Annotated in this window: 17 protein-coding genes; 15 read left to right on the plus strand and 2 right to left on the minus strand. The window is 71.9% G+C overall.

Translation table 11 applies throughout. The annotated features are described in order from the left end of the window. The first annotated feature begins 143 nt into the window (after positions 1-143). The 5 genes from AC3ERT_RS24835 (at position 144) to AC3ERT_RS24855 (ending at position 4,081) form a co-directional block, all read left to right on the plus strand. The gene (locus tag AC3ERT_RS24835) at positions 144-749 is read left to right on the plus strand and encodes a YdbC family protein (RefSeq protein ID WP_335978939.1); all 606 of its coding nucleotides are present in this window, start codon (positions 144-146) and stop codon (positions 747-749) included. Between the two features lie 82 nt (positions 750-831). Continuing rightward, positions 832-1,494 carry a phosphoglycerate mutase family protein gene (locus AC3ERT_RS24840; RefSeq protein WP_335978941.1) on the plus strand — a complete coding sequence of 221 codons (663 nt, stop codon included), beginning with the start codon at positions 832-834 and terminating at the stop codon, positions 1,492-1,494. 212 nt (positions 1,495-1,706) lie between these two features. Beyond that, complete coding sequence (locus tag AC3ERT_RS24845; RefSeq protein ID WP_435130247.1) at positions 1,707-2,597, plus strand: ADP-ribosylglycohydrolase family protein; 891 nt, start codon at positions 1,707-1,709, stop codon at positions 2,595-2,597. Between the two features lie 83 nt (positions 2,598-2,680). Further along, positions 2,681-3,367 (plus strand): ribonuclease HII, encoded by a 687-nt coding sequence (gene rnhB / locus AC3ERT_RS24850; RefSeq protein WP_435176886.1) that lies wholly within the window; start codon positions 2,681-2,683, stop codon positions 3,365-3,367. 54 nt (positions 3,368-3,421) lie between these two features. After that, the gene (locus tag AC3ERT_RS24855) at positions 3,422-4,081 is read left to right on the plus strand and encodes a hypothetical protein (protein ID WP_335978944.1); all 660 of its coding nucleotides are present in this window, start codon (positions 3,422-3,424) and stop codon (positions 4,079-4,081) included. A gap of 96 nt (positions 4,082-4,177) precedes the next feature. Here the strand turns inward: AC3ERT_RS24855 and AC3ERT_RS24860 are convergent, their stop codons facing one another. Next, entirely contained in the window at positions 4,178-4,774 is a 597-nt protein-coding gene (locus tag AC3ERT_RS24860; protein WP_435130226.1) for a hypothetical protein, read from the minus strand. Positions 4,775-5,114: 340 nt separating this feature from the next. Here AC3ERT_RS24860 and AC3ERT_RS24865 point away from each other — a divergent pair, with 340 nt between their 5' ends. The 7 genes from AC3ERT_RS24865 (at position 5,115) to AC3ERT_RS24895 (ending at position 15,225) form a co-directional block, all read left to right on the plus strand. Further along, positions 5,115-7,274, plus strand: coding sequence for a RecQ family ATP-dependent DNA helicase (locus AC3ERT_RS24865; RefSeq protein ID WP_435176888.1), 2,160 nt, complete (start codon positions 5,115-5,117; stop codon positions 7,272-7,274). A 118-nt stretch (positions 7,275-7,392) separates the two neighbouring features. Then, entirely contained in the window at positions 7,393-8,637 is a 1,245-nt protein-coding gene (locus AC3ERT_RS24870) for a DUF4192 domain-containing protein (protein WP_435176890.1), read from the plus strand. 201 nt (positions 8,638-8,838) lie between these two features. Then, positions 8,839-9,570, plus strand: coding sequence for an NUDIX hydrolase (locus AC3ERT_RS24875; RefSeq protein ID WP_335978950.1), 732 nt, complete (start codon positions 8,839-8,841; stop codon positions 9,568-9,570). 51 nt (positions 9,571-9,621) lie between these two features. Further along, positions 9,622-11,412 (plus strand): ATP-binding cassette domain-containing protein, encoded by a 1,791-nt coding sequence (locus AC3ERT_RS24880; RefSeq protein WP_435176892.1) that lies wholly within the window; start codon positions 9,622-9,624, stop codon positions 11,410-11,412. Positions 11,413-11,517: 105 nt separating this feature from the next. After that, on the plus strand, positions 11,518-12,426 hold the full coding sequence (locus AC3ERT_RS24885; protein ID WP_435130211.1) for a FadR/GntR family transcriptional regulator: 909 nt from the start codon (positions 11,518-11,520) through the stop codon (positions 12,424-12,426). 265 nt (positions 12,427-12,691) lie between these two features. After that, on the plus strand, positions 12,692-14,254 hold the full coding sequence (locus tag AC3ERT_RS24890) for an RNA polymerase sigma factor (RefSeq protein ID WP_335978954.1): 1,563 nt from the start codon (positions 12,692-12,694) through the stop codon (positions 14,252-14,254). A gap of 134 nt (positions 14,255-14,388) precedes the next feature. Beyond that, positions 14,389-15,225, plus strand: a complete 837-nt coding sequence (locus tag AC3ERT_RS24895) for a S1 family peptidase (protein ID WP_435130208.1) — start codon at positions 14,389-14,391, stop codon at positions 15,223-15,225. A 207-nt stretch (positions 15,226-15,432) separates the two neighbouring features. On the opposite strand, the gene AC3ERT_RS24900 is transcribed toward AC3ERT_RS24895, so the two are convergent. Continuing rightward, complete coding sequence (locus tag AC3ERT_RS24900) at positions 15,433-15,663, minus strand: DUF7455 domain-containing protein (RefSeq protein ID WP_435130205.1); 231 nt, start codon at positions 15,661-15,663, stop codon at positions 15,433-15,435. 405 nt (positions 15,664-16,068) lie between these two features. Here AC3ERT_RS24900 and AC3ERT_RS24905 point away from each other — a divergent pair, with 405 nt between their 5' ends. From AC3ERT_RS24905 to AC3ERT_RS24915, 3 genes are all read left to right on the plus strand, one after another. Next, positions 16,069-18,189, plus strand: coding sequence for a DNA gyrase/topoisomerase IV subunit B (locus AC3ERT_RS24905; protein WP_435176895.1), 2,121 nt, complete (start codon positions 16,069-16,071; stop codon positions 18,187-18,189). Between the two features lie 335 nt (positions 18,190-18,524). Then, positions 18,525-19,679 (plus strand): sensor histidine kinase, encoded by a 1,155-nt coding sequence (locus AC3ERT_RS24910; RefSeq protein ID WP_335978961.1) that lies wholly within the window; start codon positions 18,525-18,527, stop codon positions 19,677-19,679. Continuing rightward, positions 19,676-20,335: a response regulator transcription factor gene (locus tag AC3ERT_RS24915; RefSeq protein WP_335978963.1), complete on the plus strand. Its 660-nt coding sequence runs from the start codon at positions 19,676-19,678 to the stop codon at positions 20,333-20,335. Before AC3ERT_RS24910 ends, AC3ERT_RS24915 begins: the two co-directional genes overlap by 4 nt. The last annotated feature ends 31 nt before the right edge of the window (positions 20,336-20,366 follow it).

Raw genomic sequence — 20,366 nt, forward strand, 5'->3', positions numbered from 1 at the left:
AGCAGCGCGAAGGGGCGCCGACATTCCGTCGGCGCCCCTTCGCGTGTCGTTCGCGGCCCCGGGGCGGGCCCGCAGGGACACCGCCGGCATGTGCGCAGCCGGAATACGACGGCTGGGGCGCCCGGCGCGACTACGATGGCGCGGTGTTGGTCAAGTGGATACGCTGCGGGGTCGTCGATCGGCCCGGATTCGACCGGGGGCAACGGCGGTGGGCGGCGCTGCGGCAGCAGCCCGGGTTCCTCGGCCAGGGCGGCGGCTGGAGCCGCGCCCAGCCGGGAGTGGCGCACATCTTCGGGTTCTGGGACGGCCGGAGCGCGTACGACGCCTTCATGGCCGGCCCGCACGGCGGCTTCGTCGCCGGACAGCAGGGCACGTACGAAATGCTCGCGGTGCGGCTGTTCGAACACCAGCTGGATGTGAAGGTCGGTTTCGAGCCGCTCTTCGCCGACACCGATCTGCTCAGGGTCGCGCTGTGCAAGGTGCGGCCGGAGCGGGTCGAGCACTTCACGCAGATGCAGGAGCGGGTGTGGAACCCGGCCATGGCCGGATCACCCGGGATGCTGCGCGGCGCCTTCGGCCGGGGGGAGTCGGACGACTTCCTGGTGCTGTCGATGTGGGATTCGGCCACGGAGCACGGCAAGTACCGTGAAGGGGCCGTCGAGCGGCTGTCCGAGCGCGCCGGGCTGGACGCCGACGTGCTGTCCGTGGCCGGCGACGTGGTGGACGTGGTGCCGGAGTGGACGGTCTGAGCGCGAGGGCCTGCTCGGACCGGTCCGGGCGGTCCGGGGGGCGGAAAGGCGCCGGGCCGGCGGGCGCAATAGGCTGGCCGGTATGGGACGTCCTCAACGCATCGTGCTCATCCGGCACGGAGAGTCCCAGGGCAACGCGGACGACAGCATCTACGAACGGGTGCCCGACCACGCCCTGGAGCTGACCGCCAACGGCCGACGGCAGGCCGCGCGGGCCGGCGCCCGTCTGCGCGAGGTGTTCGGCGGGGAGCGGGTGCAGGCGTTCGTCTCCCCGTACCGGCGCACCTGGCACACCTACGAGGAGCTGGGCCTGGACCCGGCGCTGGCACAGGCGCGCGAGGAGCCCCGGCTGCGCGAACAGGACTGGGGCAACTGGCAGGACCAGGAGGACATCCAGCGCCAGCGCAAGGCCCGCGACGCCTACGGCCACTTCTTCTACCGTTTCGCGATGGGGGAGAGCGGCGCCGACGTCCACGACCGGGTGGGAGCGTTCCTGGAGACCCTCTACCGGGCCTTCGACAAGCCGGACTTCCCGCCGAACGTACTGCTGGTCACGCACGGGCTGACGATGCGGCTGTTCTGCATGCGCTGGTTCCACTGGACGGTCGAGGAGTTCGAGACCCTGTCCAACCCGTCCAACGCCGAGACCCGGATGCTCCTGCGGCAGCCCTCGGGCCGCTACATCCTGGACCGGCCGTTCGAGCGCTGGGGCACCCCCTGCCCGCCCGGCGGCGGCCTGCAGTGACGGCGGCGGCGAAGACCGCCTCCACCCCGCGCCCTGTGTGCCTGGGCGCCACCACCCGGAGCTGCTTCGTGCCGCACCCTGGCGTCGGACGGGCACACCAGTACGATGCCTCGGATGACTCCCAAGGCTCCAGCACGATGATCCCCGATTCCACCCCCGAGCAGGACCCGGCCGCTTCCGATTCCGGCCCGGCTGCCGCCTCCTACGCGGGCATGGACGCCGAACGCCTGGCACGGGCGAGTGCCGGCCTGCGCGGCCTCGCGGTCGGCGACGCGCTCGGCTCGCAGTTCTTCGTACCGGCCAACCGCCCCGCCCTCCAAAGCGGCGAACTGCCACCCGGACCCTGGGCATGGACGGACGACACCGAGATGGCCTGCTCGGTGCTGGCCGTGCTCATGGCGCACGGCCGGATCGACCAGGACGCGCTCGCCCGGTCCTTCGCCGAGCACCACGACTTCGACCGGGGCTACGGCCCGGCCGTGAACCGGATGCTGCGGCTGATCCGGCAGGAGAACGGCGACTGGCGCGAACTCGCCGCCGGGCTGTTCGACGGGCAGGGCTCCTGGGGAAACGGAGCGGCGATGCGGATAGCGCCCCTGGGCGCCTGGTACGCCGACGACCCCGAGCAGGCGGCCCGGCAGGCCGCGGCCTCCGCCGTCACCACCCATCGGCACCAGGAGGCCGTGGCCGGCGCCGTGGCCGTGGCCGTCGCCGCCGCACTGGCCGCGGGACCGGCGGGTCCCGGCACCCCGGACGCGTTCCTGGGCTCGGTGCTCGACCTGCTGCCCCGCAGCGCCGTGCGCGCAGGGGTGGAACGCGCCCGCAGCATGCTGGACTACGACGACGCGGCGACCGTCGCCGCGGTCCTCGGCTGCGGCCGCCGCACCAGCGCCCCCGACACGGTGCCCTTCGCCCTGTGGGCCGCCGCGCGCCATTTCGACGACTACGAGCGGGCGTTCTGGACCACCGCGCGGGTGGGCGGCGACGTGGACACCAACTGCGCGATCGTCGGCGGCATCGTCGCCGCCCGCCCCGGTGGTGCGCCGCCCGCGACCTGGACACGGCGTACCGAACCGCTACCGCAGTGGGCCGGAGTGTCCTGAGGGATACGTGGGACCAGGCGTTCATTGCCGGCCGATCACCCCTCTATGGGCGGGACGTTGCCGAGAGGTACGCTGACTGCGTCATGCCGTACGTACCACCCACCCACACCGTCGAGCGTTCGATGCGCGCCACCCTCGGCGTACGCACCGTCGCAGGTGTGGACGAGGTGGGCCGCGGCGCCTGGGCCGGACCCGTCACCGTGTGCGCGGCGGTCACCGGACTGCGGCGGCCGCCCGAGGGGCTGACCGACTCCAAGCTGATCACGCCCAAGCGCCGGACCAAGCTCGCGGCTCTGCTCGCCGACTGGGTGACGTCCTACGCGCTCGGCCACGCGTCCCCCGAGGAGATCGACGGCCTCGGGATGACGGCGGCACTGCGGCTGGCGGCGGAACGCGCCCTGGAGGCGCTGCCCGAGCGGCCGGAGGCGGTCATCCTGGACGGCAAGCACAACTACCTGGGCGGGTCCTGGAAGGTGCGGACCGTCATCAAAGGCGACCAGTCATGTGTCGCGGTGGCGGCCGCGTCCGTGATCGCCAAGGTGCGGCGTGACACCGCGATGGCCGAACTCGGCGTGGAATACACCCCGTTCGCGTTCGCGGACAACGCCGGTTATCCGTCACCGGTGCACCGTGCGGCACTGGAGGAACTGGGCCCGACCTCCCAGCACCGGCTGTCCTGGTCGTACCTGGACACGATGCCGCGCTGGCAGCACCTCAAGAAGGTGCGGAACGACGCCGACACAGGGGAACAACTCGGTTTCGATTTCTGATTCGGGCGCCACCCCCCGCTGCGCATCCACAGCGCGTTTGATAGACATCAACTCATGCCTCTCACCCCCGAGGAGCCTCAGATTCACGAGAGCGTCCCGGGTCCCCGCACTGCTCCGGCCGCCGGCCGGAGTGCGTCGACCCCCCGTCCAGTCCCCGGCCCGCCGCGACCCGCGGCTCCGCGCCCCACGCCGTCCAGGGAATCCGCGGCCGCGGGTGTCGGTCCGGGCCGTCCCGGACCCAACCGGCCCGCGGGCAAGAGCGGACCGGTGACCCCGGCCGCGCCGCCCGCCGCCCCCTCCGCACAACAGCCCGCCGCCAAGAGCGCGTCCGCCCAGATCCAGCTCATCCCCGCGCCGGAGTCCGGTGCGGTCGACGCGGCCGACGAAACGGTTGACCTGCTGCTGGACACCGGGCGTCCGCCCGGCGAGATCCTGGTGCTGACCGCGGGCGAGCAGCACCCGTGGGCCGCGCACGAGCTGTCCTTCGGCGAGGCGTCCTACTGGGCGCAGCACGAAGCAGCCGACGACGTGTTCTACGCCGACATCCGCGCCGACCGGGCCACCGGTCGCCCCGTCGTGGTCGTCGCGCTCAACGGCGGTGACGACGAGGGCATGTCGCGTGCGCTGGCGGGGGCACTGGCCCGTGCCGGTGTGCTGCTGATCGTGTGCGGCGACCCGGCCCGGATCAACGGACTGCTCGGCGCCAGCGCCTGAACGGGCGCTCGGCCGGGCCGCGGTAGGAAGGCCCCGCGCCTTTCCGGCCGGGTCCCTGCCGCGGTCTCGCCCTGTCGCGGGAGCTTTCCGCCGGGCTCAGCGCACGGCCGCCCGGCGCCCGGCCATCGGGGCGTCCTGCGGCAGCGGGGCGTGCGCCGGCGGGTTCGCCGACCGGGCGGGTGCGGAGTGGGCGTTGGGGGTACGGCCGGCGCGGCTCTCGCCGATGACGTTCCAGCCGTCGTCGGTGAGGGTGACGTACGACCCGCAGCGCAGCCCGTGCAGCGTGCAGGCGTCGCGCAGCCCCCACATCCAGGCGCCGTCCTCCGCGGTCCACCCGGGACCGCCCTCCCGGCACACCATGAGGACCGCGACCCGTACGGGGTGGCGGAGCCGCAGGTCGTGCGGGATGACCCGGCGCAGGTGGGAGAGCAGGGCGTTGCGGCGCTCCCACCCGTCGAGCACCCCGTCGCGGCCGGTGAACGAGGCGCTGGCCCTGATCCTGCCGTCCGGGTCGTAGACCGCGACGACCGCGGTCGACGGGGTGGGCAGGTGTCTGGCGTGCAGGTCCTTGATGACATCGCGCGGGCTCGCCAGCATCGGCACACCGCTGCCGGCCCACTCGGCCGGCTCCATGCTGCGCGACACCCGGGGGGAACCGGCGGACGAGGTCTCAGGAACGAACCCGATGGTCACGGTCCTCCCTTCGCGGATGCACCCGTGGACCGGGCGCGGGCGCACGCCGGTCAAGGGGCTCGGAGAGCCGATCGGGAATCCACGGCCAATTCTTCCTCTCGTACTGCCGTGCGGCAACGGGCAATTGGCGGCAACGACCGGTATGGCAACGTCCGCCGGATAGATCCCACCCGGATGATCGACTCGGCCGCGCACTGCCGGGACCAGCGGGAACGCGGTGGAAACCGGGGGCGGCACCCCCGTCGCCCGCCGTGGCTGCCTCCGGACCCGCGGTGTCGGACGGTCCGTCCCTGGGGGTGGGGATTGGGACGATGACAGTGCTGTGGGGTTGCATGGGGGCATGAGCAACCAGGAGCTGCGCGCGGAGGCCGATCTGATCCTTGCCGAGCTGGTGGGCGCCGCGGAGGGCGCCGCGCGGCTGCGGGAGGACCAGTGGCAGGCGGTGGCCGCGCTGGTGCAGGAGCGCCGGCGCGCGCTCGTGGTCCAGCGCACCGGCTGGGGCAAGTCGGCGGTGTACTTCGTCGCCACGGCGCTGCTGCGGCGACGCGGCGCCGGTCCCACGGTGATCATCTCCCCGCTGCTGGCTCTGATGCGCAACCAGGTCGAGGCGGCGGCCCGCGCCGGCATCCGGGCGCGGACGATCAACTCTGCCAACCCGGAGGAGTGGGAGACGATCTACGGGGAGGTGGAGCGGGGGGAGACGGACGTGCTGCTGGTCAGCCCCGAACGCCTCAACTCCGTCGACTTCCGCGACCAGGTGCTGCCCGAGCTCGCGGCCACGACCGGTCTGCTGGTGGTCGACGAGGCGCACTGCATCTCCGACTGGGGCCACGACTTCCGGCCCGACTACCGCCGGCTGCGGGCGATGCTCGCCGAGCTGCCGACCGGCGTACCGGTGCTGGCCACCACCGCGACCGCCAACGCGCGCGTCACCGCCGACGTGGCCGAGCAACTGGGCACCGGCGCCGGCGAGGCGCTGGTGCTCAGGGGCACGCTCGAACGGGAGAGCCTGCGGCTGGGCGTGATCCGGCTCCCCGACGCCGCGCACCGCCTGGCCTGGCTCGCGGAGCACCTCGAGGAGCTGCCGGGCTCCGGGATCGTCTACACCCTCACGGTCGCCGCGGCCGAGGAGGCGACCGCGTTCCTGCGCCAGCGCGGTTTCGAGGTGGCCTCGTACACCGGGAAGACGGAGAACGCCGAGCGGCTGCAGGCCGAGATGGACCTGCAGGAGAACCGGGTCAAGGCGCTGGTCGCGACATCGGCACTGGGCATGGGGTACGACAAGCCGGACCTGGGCTTCGTGGTCCACCTCGGCTCTCCGTCCTCGCCGATCGCCTACTACCAGCAGGTGGGCCGTGCCGGGCGCGGTGTCGCGCACGCCGACGTGCTGCTGCTGCCCGGCAGGGAGGACGAGGCGATCTGGCGCTACTTCGCTGACACCGCCTTCCCGCCCGAGGGACAGGTCCGGCAGACCCTCGCGACCCTCGCCGACGCGGGCCGGCCGCTGTCCGTACCTGCTCTGGAGGCGGCGGTGGACCTCCGGCGCGGCCGGCTGGAGACGATGCTGAAGGTGCTGGACGTCGACGGCGCGGTCCGGCGCGTGAAGGGCGGCTGGGCGTCCACCGGGGCCGAGTGGGTCTACGACGCGGAGCGCTACGCCTGGGTGGCCCGGCAGCGCGCGGCCGAGCAGCAGGCCATGCGCGACTACGTCGGCACCACCCAGTGCCGGATGGAGTTCCTGCGGCAGCAGCTCGACGACGAGGGCGCGGTTCCCTGCGGCCGCTGCGACAACTGCGCGGGCGCGTGGATCGAGTCGGCCGTCTCGGCGGGCGCGTTGACCGGTGCGGCCAAGGAACTGGACCGGCCCGGAGTGGAGGTCGAGCCGCGGCGGATGTGGCCCACCGGGATGGCCGCGCTCGGCGTCGACCTCAAGGGCCGCATTCCGGCCCAGGAGCAGTGTTCGACGGGGCGGGCCCTGGGCAGGCTGTCGGACATCGGGTGGGGCAACCGGCTGCGGCCGCTGCTGGCCGAGGACGCGCCCGACGGCGCGGTGCCCGACGAGGTCCTGCGTGCCGCCGTGGCGGTGCTGGCCGACTGGGCCCGCTCCGCCGGGGGATGGTCATCCGGTGCGCCGGACGCCCCGGCGCGGCCGGTCGGCGTCGTCGCCGTTCCGTCCCTCACCCGCCCCCAGCTGGTCGGTTCACTGGCTCAGGGGATCGCGTCGGTCGGCCGCATGCCGTTCCTGGGCAGCCTGACGTACACCGGCGGGAACGGGGCGCACGCCGCACGCCGGAGCAACTCCGCGCAGCGGCTGAAGGCACTGTCCGGAGCGTTCACGGTCTCCGAGGAGTTGGCGGGCGCCTTGGCGTCGTCGCCGGGTTCCGTCCTGCTGGTGGACGACTCGACCGACTCCGGGTGGACCCTCGCGGTCTGCGCGCGGCTGCTGCGGCAGGCGGGCAGCGGGCCGGTCCTTCCGCTGGTCCTCGCCGCGGCGGGCTGATCGCCCCGGGCCCGAAGGACACGGTCCGGGCGCCGTGCGGACGTCCTGCCCGGAAGTTGTCCACAGCCGAACGGGTGGTCGCCCGCGGGAAGGCCGGGCGATGCGTCATCGTCGAGTCATGACACAGAGCGACCAATTTCAGCACGGAGAGTCATCGGATCGCCCGACGGAGGTCAAGGTCACGCTGCGCGGCCCCGGAGAACTGGCGGACGCGCTGCCCTATCTGCTCGGTTTCCAACCGACCGACAGCCTGGTCCTCGTGGCCCTGCACGGCGAGCACGGCCGCTTCGGCGGGAGGCTGCGGGTGGCCCTGCCCGAGAGCCCGGAGGAGTGGCCGGTCTGCGCCGGCCGCCTCGCCGAGTGCCTGGTGCGGAACAGCACCCGCCGGACCGGGCGCCCCGACGCGGCCGTGGTCTTCCTCTGCCAGGACCCGGCCGAGGGCGAGCGGCCGTCGGACGTGGTGGAGCGGCTGCGCCCGCTCGCCCAGCGGCTGCGGGTCGCCTGCGGGGAACTGGACGTGCCGGTGATCGAGGCGCTGTGCGTGTCGGCCGGCCGCTGGTGGTCCTACTGCCTGCCGGACCGCACGCCGTCGCCCGCCGAGGGCACCGCCCTCCCGCCGCCGGGCAGCACCGAAATGGCCGTCACCGCCGCGTCCGTCGGGCTGCCGGTGCCCGGCCCGCTGCGGGACATCGAGGCGCGGCTGCGGCCGTCGGCGGCCGACGACCACCACAAGCAGGAGGTCGCGCTCGACATCGCGTGCGCCGAACTGCTGCCGCGGATGCTGACCGGCGACCGCGTCGAGGAAGCCCGCCGCCGCACACTCGGGCTGACCCGTGCGGCGCTGGAGAGGTTCCGGGCCGCGCCGCGGCTCGACGAACCGGCCCGGGCCGACGAGCAGGACGACGCTCTCCTCGATGAGGACGAGGCGGCGGTCATGATCCTCGGCCTCCAGGACAAGGCCGTCCGCGACCGCGCCGCGGAGTGGGCGGAGCCCGGGCAGGCCGACGCGGCGGTGCGGCTGTGGCGTGCGCTGGCCCGGCGCTGTGTCGGCCCCTACCAGGACCATGCGGCCACTCCGCTCACCCTCGCCGGCTGGGTCGCCTGGTCCACCGGGGACGAGACCGAGGCCCGGGTCGCCCTGCGGATGGCGCTGGACCTCGACCCGGACTACACCTTCGCCCGGCTGCTGCACACCTCCGTCAACGAGGGCCTGGACCCCGAGCTGCTGCGGCGCAGCATGCGCCAGGAGCGGCGCAAACGGGTGCTCGGAAGGGCCGCGCTGCACCGCGGCCCGATCGGTCCGGCCGGCCGCGGCCCCGCCCACCGCGCGCCCAAGGGCCGCCGCAGCAGGACCCGCCGGTGAACAGCCGCACAGCGCGTGTGCTTCCGGCGGGCCCGCGGCGCGCGGACACCGCGCCGCACGCCACCGGGAAGCCGTCGGGCGCAGGCGGCGGCGGGCGGAGCGGGGGAGGCGCGACGGGCGGCGGACGGGAATCTCCGCCGGCCGGCTGTCAAGATCGCCGATCCGGCTGTTTATCGTCAGGGAGACGACTAGGATCGCGTCATGTCGCCCTACGACCCGTCGGCCTTCCCGCCCTTTGCCGTCACCGTCGACCTGGTGGTGCTCACGGTTCGGCATCACGCGCTGTGCGCGCTCACGGTGCGCAGGGGAGAGGCTCCGTTCCAGGGCCGATGGGCGCTGCCGGGTGGTTTCGTCCGCGACGAGGAGGACCTCTCGCAGGCGGCGGCCCGCGAGTTGGCCGAGGAGACGGGTCTGCGGGCTCAAAGCGGTGCCCACCTGGAGCAACTCGCCACGTACGGCGATCCGCAGCGCGACCCGCGGATGCGGGTGGTCAGCGTCGCGCATCTGGTGCTGGCCCCGGACCTGCCGGCGCCCCGTGCCGGTGGCGACGCGCGCAGCGCCCGCTGGGCGCCGGTCGACACGCTCCTGACGGACAACGGCCAGGACCTGGGAGAGGCGGCGCCGCTCGCTTTCGACCATGGGCGCATCCTCGCCGACGGGGTGGAACGGGCCCGGTCGAAGATCGAGTACTCCTCGCTGGCCACGGCGTTCTGCCCGCCGGAGTTCACCGTCGGCGAGCTGCGGCGGGTCTACGAGGCGGTCTGGGGCGTGGCGCTCGACCCGCGCAACTTCCACCGGAAGGTGACGGGGACGGTCGGGTTCCTGGTGCCGACCGGGGGCACGACGACACGTCAGGGTGGGCGCCCGGCGCAGCTGTTCAGGGCTGGTGGCGCCGCGCTGCTGAATCCGCCGATGCTCCGACCAGAGGTGTAGTTTCGGGGGTTTTGTCCATTTTGCTGGTCATTTCGGCGTTATGGTGCTGGGGTGATCCAGGCCATCGGACTGACCAGCTTGTCCCGCCGCAACACCCCGCCCGCCGTCGCCGACCTGACCTTCGAGGTGCGGGAGGGCGAGGTGACCGGCCTGCTCGGACCGGCCGGTGCGGGCAAGTCCACCGCGCTCCGGCTCCTACTCGGGGTGCAGCAGGGCCGTGGCGCCACCCTCGTCGACGGCCGCCCCCTGCACGAACTGGCCCGCCCCACCGACGAGATCGGCGCGGTGCTGGGGGACGTCCCCGGCCACCCCCGCCGCAGCGCCCGCGGACATCTGCGCATGCTCTGCTCCGCCTACGGGCTGCCGCTCTCGCGCGCCGACGAGGTCCTGGAACTGGTCGGGTTGGACGCGGTCGCGGACGAACGGCTCGACACGCACTCGCTCGCCATGGACCGCCGGCTCGGCTTCGCCGTCGCGCTGCTCTCCCGCCCGAGGGCCCTGATCCTGGACGACCCCGCGCACGAGTTGCCGCCGCGCGAGGCCGCCTGGGTCCACCAACTGGTGCGCGGGCACGCGGCCGAAGGCGGCGCCGTGCTGCTCGCGGGCCGGGACGCGGGCGCGCTGGCCCGCACAGCGGACCGCGTACTCGCGCTGGACGGCGGCCGGCTCGTCGCCGACGAGGCGGCGGCGCAGTTCGCGCGCAGCCGCATGCGGCCGTACGTGGCGGTCCGGTCGCCGTACGCCCAGCGGCTGGCGGCACTGCTCAGCGACGACGGCGCCGAAGTGGTCAGCGCGAGCGGCAGCCGTATCGCCGTGTACGGCACGACCTCCGCGGCGGTGGGCGAGACCGCCTACCGGCACGGCATCCTGCTGCACGAGTTGGCCGACACCTCGGCGGACCGGCTCGACCGGACCCGGGCCGAGGCCGAGCCGCCGCAGCCCGCGGTGCCGCAGTCCGCCCTGCCGCGGCAGCGCGGCGAGCGCCGCAGGCCCCGGCGGGTCGGGCGCCGCCCGGGTCCGGTCCGGCCGATCCGCTACGAGCTCCGGCGCGCGTTCGGGGTGCGCACGCCCTGGCCCACCGTGTTCGGCGCACTGCTGTGCTCGGCGCTCGCCGGCGTGCTGATCGCCCGGGCCGGTGTGGCGCACACCTCGGTGCTGCGGGTGCTGTCGGGCTGGGCCCCCGAACTGCCGCTGCCTGCCGCGGCGATCGGGTCCGGACTGCTCGGTGCGCTCAGCTACGGCCAGGAGTTCCGCTATCCCGCTCTCGCGCCCGGTCATGGTCCCGAGCCGCGCAGTTCCCGGCTGCTCGGCGCCAAACTTGTCGTAGGGGCGGTGTCCGCCCTGCTGCTCACCGCCGCGGCCACGGCCGTCGACGTCGGCGTACTGAGGCTGCTCACCGCCCGCGGCCGCGTGCCCGACCCCTGGGCCCATCCCGCCGCGCTGGCCGGGAGCGCCGCGCTGGCGGTCGGGTGCTGCTGGGCCGGTGTGCTGGCCGCTGCGGTCTTCCGTACCACCGCGCTCGGTGTGTCCGCGGTGCTCGCGGTGCCGCTGCTCGCCGTACCGGCCGTACGAGCACTGCTCGGTGGGCCGCAGCTGAAGGAACTCGGCGACGCCGGCGGGGCGTTGTGGTCGGTGGTGTGCGGAGTGTCGCAGGGCGGCGGCGGGGGCGTGGCCAAGGCGCTGCGCTTCGCCGGGCAACCCCTCTTCCTGGGGCTGGTGTTGCTGCTGGTTGTGCTTGTTGCGGCCTTCGCGGCAAGCGCGTTGCGCGGGCGGCGGCAAGGGCGGCGGTCAACTGCGGTGCCCACCGGAGGAAGTGCGCCGCTTCCCGGGGACGAGGGGTGATTCCTCCAGAAAAGACGTCAATGATCAGGTGATGAGTGCTCACCCTTTCGTGTGCTTTTCAGCAAAGCCCTCAAGGCCGGGTTCGGCATCGCCGACAAAGGATGCGTGAGTACCCTTGCGCATTCCATGATGACCGCGGCCCGTTCTGCCGACTCCGGCATTGCCGGTTCGGGCGAGCTCGATCGCTATCCGTACCCCGAAGCCCCCGGTGGAGACCGTCCCGGGCTCAACGCCTGGGAAGGGGTCGAGCCCGACATGGGCCGGGTCGGCCGCCGTGCCGGAGGCAGCCGCGGCCGGGGTCTGCACGGCCAACTCGTCCAGCAGCTCGGTCAGATGATCGTCTCCGGTGACCTGGGCGCCGATCGCCCGCTGGTCCCCGAGGAGATCGGCCAGCGTTTCGAGGTCTCCCGCACCGTGGTGCGCGAGTCCTTGCGCGTGCTGGAGGCCAAGGGCCTGGTCAGCGCCCGGCCGAACGTCGGCACCCGGGTCCGTCCGGTCAGCGACTGGAACCTGCTCGACCCCGACATCATCGAATGGCGCGCCTTCGGACCCCATCGGGACGACCAGCGCCGCGAACTGCTCGAACTGCGCGCGACCATCGAGCCGGTCGCCGCCCGGCTCGCGGCCGGCCACGGCCGGGAGGACGTGCAGCAGCGGCTCGCCGACATGGCCGAGATCATGGCGCACGCCAGCTCCCAGGGTGACGCTCTCACCTTCTCCCGTGCCGACGCCGAGTTCCACACCCTGGTGCTCCAGGTGGCCGGCAACCGGATGCTGGAGCACCTGTCCGGCATCGTGTCGGCCGCCCTGCACGTCTCCGGCGGCCTCGCCACCGGGTGCGAGCGTCCGGGGGACACCTCGGTCGGTCTGCACCAGCGGATCGTCGAGGCGCTCGCGGAGGGCGACGGGGGCACCGCCGAGGCGGCGATGCGCGAACTGCTGGCCGCCTCGGCCGAGCCGGTCCCGGCGCCCGCCGCCGACCATGTCGTCCCGGCGCCGCGAGAGAAGAACTGACCTGCATCTGGCGCCGCCGCGGACCCCGATCCGGGAGTCGGCGGCGGCTCCACGTGTATGTGATGTCCCACTCTGGTATGTATAAGCGTGTTATGGGGTGTGACTCGGGCCACGTAAGCTTGGCGTAACGCTTGGCGAGGCAGTGCGATGACTTAAGAGGTGGCCGCCGCACACGCAATGTTCAACCGAATATTCGGCATCAGGACTGACGCCGAGTCGCTGTGCGGTACCACTCAGTCGTTCCCATCGTTCCGAGAGGTTGTTCGTGTCGGCCAGCACATCCCGTACGCTCCCGTCCGAGATCGCCGAATCCGAGTCTCTGATGGCGCTCATCGAGCAGGGTAAGGCCCAGGGCCAGATCGCCGGCGACGATGTGCGTCGGGCGTTCGAAGCGGACCAGATTCCGGCAACCCAGTGGAAGAACGTTCTGCGCAGCCTCAACCAGGTCCTCGACGAGGAGGGGGTGACGCTCATGGTGACCGCGGCAGAGGCGCCCAAGCGCACCCGCAAGAGCGTCGCAGCCAAGAGTCCGGCGAAGCGTACTGCCACCAAGACGGTCGCCACCAAGACGGCGGCCCCTGTCAAGAAGACCGTAGCGCCCAAGGCCCCCGCCCCGGAGGCGGTGACCGAGGCCGAGACCACGGTGGAGCCATCGGTGGAGGCGGAGAACCCAGCCAAGAAGGCGCCCGCGAAGAAGACCGCGGCGAAGAAGACGGCTGCCAAGAAGGCACCGGCCAAGAAGGCGACGGCGAAGAAGTCCGCCGGGTCCGGTGACGAGGCGGTCGAGCCGGACGAGGCACTCGAGGACGTCGCGCCCGGCAAGGGCGACGAGGACGCCGAGAAGCCGGAGTCCGAGAGCTTCGTGCTCTCCGACGACGACGAGGACGACGCGCCTGCCCAGCAGGTCGCGGTCGCCGGCGCCACCGCCGACCCGGTCAAGGACTACCTGAAGCAGATCGGCAAGGTCCCGCTGCTCAACGCCGAGCAGGAGGTCGAGCTCGCCAAGCGGATCGAGGCCGGCCTCTTCGCCGAGGACAAGCTCGCGGCCGCCGACAAGCTCGCGCCCAAGCTCAAGCGCGAGCTGGAGATCATCGCCGAGGACGGCCGCTGGGCGAAGAACCACCTGCTGGAGGCCAACCTCCGCCTCGTGGTCTCGCTGGCCAAGCGCTACACCGGCCGCGGCATGCTCTTCCTCGACCTGATCCAGGAGGGCAACCTCGGTCTGATCCGGGCGGTCGAGAAGTTCGACTACACCAAGGGCTTCAAGTTCTCCACGTACGCGACCTGGTGGATCCGGCAGGCGATCACCCGCGCCATGGCCGACCAGGCCCGCACCATCCGCATCCCGGTGCACATGGTCGAGGTCATCAACAAGCTGGCCCGCGTCCAGCGCCAGATGCTCCAGGACCTGGGCCGCGAGCCCACCCCGGAGGAACTGGCCAAGGAACTCGACATGACCCCCGAGAAGGTCATCGAGGTCCAGAAGTACGGCCGTGAGCCCATCTCGCTGCACACCCCGCTCGGCGAGGACGGCGACAGCGAGTTCGGTGACCTGATCGAGGACTCCGAGGCGGTCGTGCCGGCCGACGCGGTGAGCTTCACCCTCCTCCAGGAGCAGCTCCACTCCGTCCTGGACACCCTGTCGGAGCGCGAGGCGGGCGTGGTCTCCATGCGCTTCGGCCTCACCGACGGGCAGCCCAAGACGCTGGACGAGATCGGCAAGGTCTACGGGGTGACGCGTGAGCGCATCCGCCAGATCGAGTCGAAGACGATGTCCAAGCTGCGCCACCCGTCGCGCTCGCAGGTGCTGCGCGACTACCTGGACTGATCGCCACATCACCACCCAGCCGCGGGGGCGAGCCGACCTTCGGCCCGCCCCCGCGGCTGTTCTCTGCGGATGCGGCCTCCCGACCTGTCCATGACTCTGGGTGTGCAGAGTGAGTCACAGCGTCAGGAGGCCGTATGCGTTTCCGTGTTCGTACCGTCATCGCGTCGATAGTCGCGCTGCTGCCGGCTCTGGCGGTGCCCCTCGCACTGCCCGCCACGTCGGCGGCGGCCCATGAAGTCGTCGTGGGCGGTACTCCGACCACGACCCAGCAGGAGCCCTGGGTGGTCGCGCTGTCCAGCCGTTCGCGCTTCGGCAGTGACCGTTCCGGCCAGTTCTGCGGCGGCGTCGCGGTCGGCCCACGCACCGTGGTGACCGCCGCCCACTGCTTCGGCGAGGAAGCGCTCGGCGTGTCCGACTGGCAGCAACTGCCGGACCTCCGGGTCATCGCGGACCGCACCGATCTGACCAGCGACAGTGGCGAGGAGCTACAGCTGTCCAAGGTGTGGGTGAACCCGGACTTCGACCAGGCCACCAACGCCAACGACGTCGCGGTGATCACCCTGGCCGAGCCACTGCCGAGCGGGGCGGCCATCCCGATGGCGGATTCCTCCGACACGGATTCCTACCGCCCCGGCACCCAGGCCGAGGTCTATGGCTGGGGCGACACCACCGGAGGCGGCGACTACGCGACCACACTGCGTACCGCCGACATCTCGGTCCTTGACGACTCGGCGTGCGAACAGGCGTATCCCGGTGGGAGCGTCGGCACCTATGTGCCCGCGTCGATGATGTGCGCGGGGGAGAAGCAGGGCGGGCGGGACGCCTGCCAGGGCGACAGCGGTGGACCGCTGGTGGTCGCCGGCCGCCTGGTCGGCCTGGTGTCGTGGGGGAACGGCTGCGCGCTGGCGAACTACCCGGGCGTGTACACGCGGGTCTCCGCGATGGAAGCGCTGATCGCGCAGCACATGTGAGTCGTGACGTGGAGTGATCCACGGCAGGCGCGAGCTGCTGTCACGGGCCGCAGTGCAGGGCACCGTCGGCCTGGTGGGGCGGCCGGCGCGGGGGAGCGATGGTACAGAACGGCCGACGCGGCCTGGAGATCGGTGAAAACCCGCGGGCGGACACCCCCTCAAGGGGTCTGTCCGCCCGCGGCTCCGATTCGTCGCTGGTGCGAAGGCTCAGCGCTCGTCGTCTCCCGATGACGCCGGGTTCTCGGTCAGCCGACCGGTCTCGTCCTGTATCTCGGCTGCGATCTTCTTCAGTTCAGGCTCGAACTTGCGGCCGTGATGGGCGCAGAAGAGCAGCTCTCCACCGCTGATGAGTGTGACGCGCAGGTAGGCCTGAGCGCCGCAGCGGTCGCAGCGGTCGCCCGCTGTCAGCGGACTCGCGGGGGTCAGAACAGTAGTCACGTCGCCTCTTCTCTAGCTCGACGAGCTGTCGTACCAGGGTCAACATCCAACCAGGCCGAAAACGTTCCCGCTGACGGCATTTTCTCGGAACCGTCCTCGGTGTGACCGGGTGTTACCGATTGGCGGCGAATAGGAGTCAGTTGCGTCGGATGTCGGGTGTGGAGCTGTTGTCCGGGTCGTCCCCCGGCTGGCAACCGGGTTGTTGGAGAGGACGTGCCCGGAGCCTAAATGGTTCATGCCTCTTTGGGAACGTGACATGTGTATCACTCGTGCGGGTTATCGAACGCGCGATCGAAAACGGCTAAGATGGATCATCCGGATACCGGGTCGCGTCGGTGCCCGCCCACCCCGCATCGGTACCCTCTCACCGACACGCCTGAATATCTTGACCGAGGAGCTGCCCGCGTGACCGCCGAAACCTCCGTGCCGCCCGCCTCGATGCTGACGGGCGCAGATCGTGACGGTTCCAACTACACCGCGCGGCACCTCCTCGTCCTCGAAGGCCTCGAAGCGGTTCGCAAGCGGCCCGGTATGTACATCGGGTCCACGGACAGCCGCGGCCTGATGCACTGCATCTGGGAGATCATCGACAACGCCGTCGATGAGGCGCTGGCCGGCCACGGCGACCGGATCGAGGTGGTCCTCGGCGCCGACGGGTCCATCGAGGTCCGCGACAACGCCCGCGGCATCCCGGTGGACGTGGAGCCGAAGACGGGCCTGTCCGGCGTCGAGGTCGTCATGACGAAGCTGCACGCCGGCGGCAAGTTCGGCGGCGGCTCCTATGCCGCCTCCGGCGGTCTGCACGGCGTCGGCGCCTCGGTGGTCAACGCCCTCTCCTCGCGCCTTGACGTCGAGGTGGACCGCGGCGGCCACACGCACACCATCAGCTTCCGCCGCGGTGTGCCCGGGATCTTCACCGAGTCCGGCCCCGACGCTCCCTTCGAGCCGGCCAGCGGCGTAATCCGCACCAAGAAGATCCCCCGCACCCGCACCGGCACCCGCGTGCGGTACTGGGCGGACCGGCAGATCTTCCTCAAGGACGCCAAGCTCTCCCTGGACACCCTCCACCAGCGTGCCCGGCAGACCGCGTTCCTCGTCCCCGGCCTCACCATCGTGGTGCGCGACGAGCGCGGCATCGAGGAGGACAAGCCGGTCGAGGACGTCTTCCACTTCGACGGCGGGATCAGCGAGTTCTGCGAGTACCTCGCCCCCGACAAGCCGATCAGCGACGTGCAGCGGCTCACCGGCAGCGGCACCTTCAAGGAGACCGTCCCCGTACTCGACGACCGCGGCCACATGACCCCCACCGAGGTCACCCGCGAACTCGGCGTCGACATCGCGCTGCGCTGGGGCACCGGATACGACACGACGCTCAAGTCCTTCGTCAACATCATCGCCACGCCCAAGGGCGGCACCCATGTGACCGGCTTCGAGCGGTCGGTCGCCAAGACGGTCAACGAGGTGCTGCGCGCCACCAAGTTGCTGCGCGTCGCCGAGGACGACATCGTCAAGGACGACGCGATGGAGGGGCTGACGGCGGTGGTCACCGTCCGGCTGGCCGAGCCGCAGTTCGAGGGGCAGACCAAGGAGGTGCTGGGCACCTCCGCCGCCAACCGGATCGTGGCCGCCGTGGTGGCCAAGGAGCTCAAGGAGTTCCTGACCTCCACCCGGCGGGACACCAAGGGCCAGGCCCGGGCGGTCCTGGAGAAGGCCGTCGCGGCCGCCAGGACCCGGATCGCCGCCCGGCAGCACAAAGAGGCCCAGCGCAGGAAGACCGCGCTGGAGACCTCCTCGCTGCCCGCGAAGCTCGCCGACTGCCGCAGCGACAACGTGGAGCGCAGCGAACTGTTCATCGTCGAGGGCGACTCGGCGCTCGGCACCGCCAAGCTGGCCCGCAACTCCGAGTTCCAGGCCCTGCTGCCGATCCGCGGCAAGATCCTCAACGTGCAGAAGTCCTCCGTCTCGGACATGCTCAAGAACGCCGAGTGCGGTGCGATCATCCAGGTCATAGGGGCCGGCTCCGGGCGCACCTTCGACATCGACCAGGCGCGCTACGGCAAGGTGATCTTCCTCGCCGACGCCGATGTCGACGGCGCCCACATCCGCTGCCTCCTGCTGACCCTCTTCCAGCGCTACATGCGCGCCATGGTCGAGGAGGGCCGGGTCTTCTCCGCGGTCCCGCCGCTGCACCGGATCGAGCTCGTCCAGCCCAAGAAGGGCCAGGACAAGTACCTGTACACCTACTCCGACGCCGAGCTGCGCCAGACCCTCCAGGACCTCAACCGGCGCAACGTCCGCTACAAGGACAGCATCCAGCGGTACAAGGGCCTCGGCGAGATGGACGCCAACCAACTGGCCGAGACGACCATGGACCCGCGCCACCGCACCCTGCGACGGATCAACATCAGCGACCTCGAAGCCGCGGAGCAGGCGTTCGACCTCCTGATGGGCAACGAGGTGGCGCCGCGCAAGGAGTTCATCTCCAGCTCCGCCTCCACCCTGGACCGCGCGCGGATCGACGTCTGACCGGCGGCCGGCCACCAGCTGTACCCGACTCAACCCGGCTTCGCCGGTCTCCGCCCGTCTCGAACGGGCCGAAACGCTCTCCACCCCCGGGTGGAGAGCGTTTTTCCACCCCTGGCTTGATCAATTGACCAGCGATTTTCCGTAGATTCGAGACATAGCAACATCGTCGAATCGTCTACGGAGGCACGTGCCATGTCCGGTCCGGTCCATGCGTTGGTGGTTGTCGCAGCCGTCGCGTCTGTCGCGTCCGTCGCCGGCCCCGCGATGTCCCCGATAAGCGGGCGGGCGCTCTTCGGGCGGGACCGGCCCCGCACACCGTTGCGGTGCACGGTCTCATGAGCACCTGGACGGCCTGGCCGTCACGCGAGGCGCTCTCCCGCGACCTGCGGCCGCAGGCGCGGCGGCAGGTCGGTCGGGGCATCAGGGTCGCGCTGATGGCCGCGGCGCTGTGGGCCGTGGTCGCCAAAGGCGGGCTGCGCCCGTGGGCCGCCGTGGGCGCGTGCCTCGGTTTGCTGGTGCTGTACGGGGTGGTGTGGGCCTACTTCCGGACCACGCTGCGGCACCGGCTGTGGCCCGCGCTCGGTATGGCCGCGCTGCTGCTCGCGGGGGGCGCCATCGCGACGGCGGTGGACGCGCCGCTGCCCGCGGTGCTGCTGTGGTGCGGGTCCGCGGTGCTGGCACTGGAGCGGCTGCCCCTGGCAGCGGGGATACCGGTGGCAGCGGCCTCGCTCACCCTGTTCGTGGTGCTCGACCGGGCGGACAGCTGGTTGGTGACGATGCTGACCGCGCTCGGGGTGGCACTCGTGGGCTACACCGTGCGGCTGGACGCGGAAGCACGGGGGCACACCCAGCGGCTGCTGGCCCAGGAGCGGGCCGCGCGGAAAGCCGAGGCGGAGACGGCCGCGCTCGCCGAACGGGCCAGGATCGCCCGGGAGATCCACGACGTGCTCGCACACAGCCTGTCCGCGCAGACCGTCCATCTGGAGGCGACCCGGCTGCTGATCGAGCGGGGCGAGGACCGGGAGGTGGTGCTGGAGCGGGTGGTGGCGGCCCGGCGGATGGCCCGGGAGGGGCTGGCGGAGACCCGGCAGGCACTGTCCGCGCTGCGCGGGGAGATGGCGCCGGTGGAGGAGTTCCTGCGGGAGTTGGTGGCGTCGGAGGGAGCGCGGTTGGAGGTGGACGGGCAGCCGCGGCGGCTGCCGGCCGAGGCGGGGCTGACGGTGCGGCGGGTCGCCCAGGAGGCGATGACGAACGTGCGGAAGCACGCGCCGGGTGCGGACGTCGTGCTGCGGCTGGAGTACCGGCCGGACGAGGTGGAGTTGGAGTTCCGGGACTTCGGCGGCAGATCGCCTGTGGATAACTCTCTGGGCGTTTCCGGATCGGGCTACGGTCTTCGTGGAATGAGGGAGCGCGCCGAACTGCTGGGCGGCGCGCTGGATGCCGGACCGGTGGAGGAGGGCTTCGTGGTGCGCTTGCGGGTGCCCGCATGACGCGGGTGGTGGTCGCGGACGACCAGACGGTGGTGCGTGAGGGGATCGTGATGCTGCTGGGGCTGCTGCCCGGGATCGAGGTGGTGGGAGCGGCGGGCGACGGGGAGGAGGCGGTGCGGCTGGTGGCGCAGCAGCATCCGGACGTGGTGCTGATGGATCTGCGGATGCCGCGGTGCGACGGAGTCGAGGCGACCCGGAGGATTCGGGTCGGGTATCCGGGCACGCAGGTGGTGGTGCTGACGACGTACGCGGACGACGACTCGTTGTTCCCGGCGCTGCGGGCCGGAGCACGGGGCTATCTGACGAAGGATGCGGGCGGTGAGGAGATCGCGAGGGTGATTGCCGATGTGACGGCAGGGCGGGCGGGATTGTCGTCGTCGGTGCAGCGCCGGGTGCTGGATGTGCTCGCACAGGGTGAGCCCGCGGCGGCGAGGCTGGTGCGGCGTGAGGGAGAGGAGTTGCCTGACGGGCTGACGATACGGGAGGCAGAGGTGTTGGCGCTGGTTGCCGAGGGGCTGTCCAACGCGGAGATCGCCGAGCGGTTGCACGTCAGCATGGCCACCGTGAAGACGCACATCAACAACCTGTTTGCCAAGACCGGGGCACGCGATCGGGCTCAGGCCGTGGGATACGCCTACCGGCACGGGATCACCTGATGGTGTGAAGGTTTGGGCATGTTGGTTCTGG

Source organism: Actinacidiphila sp. bgisy145 (genome assembly GCF_057708125.1).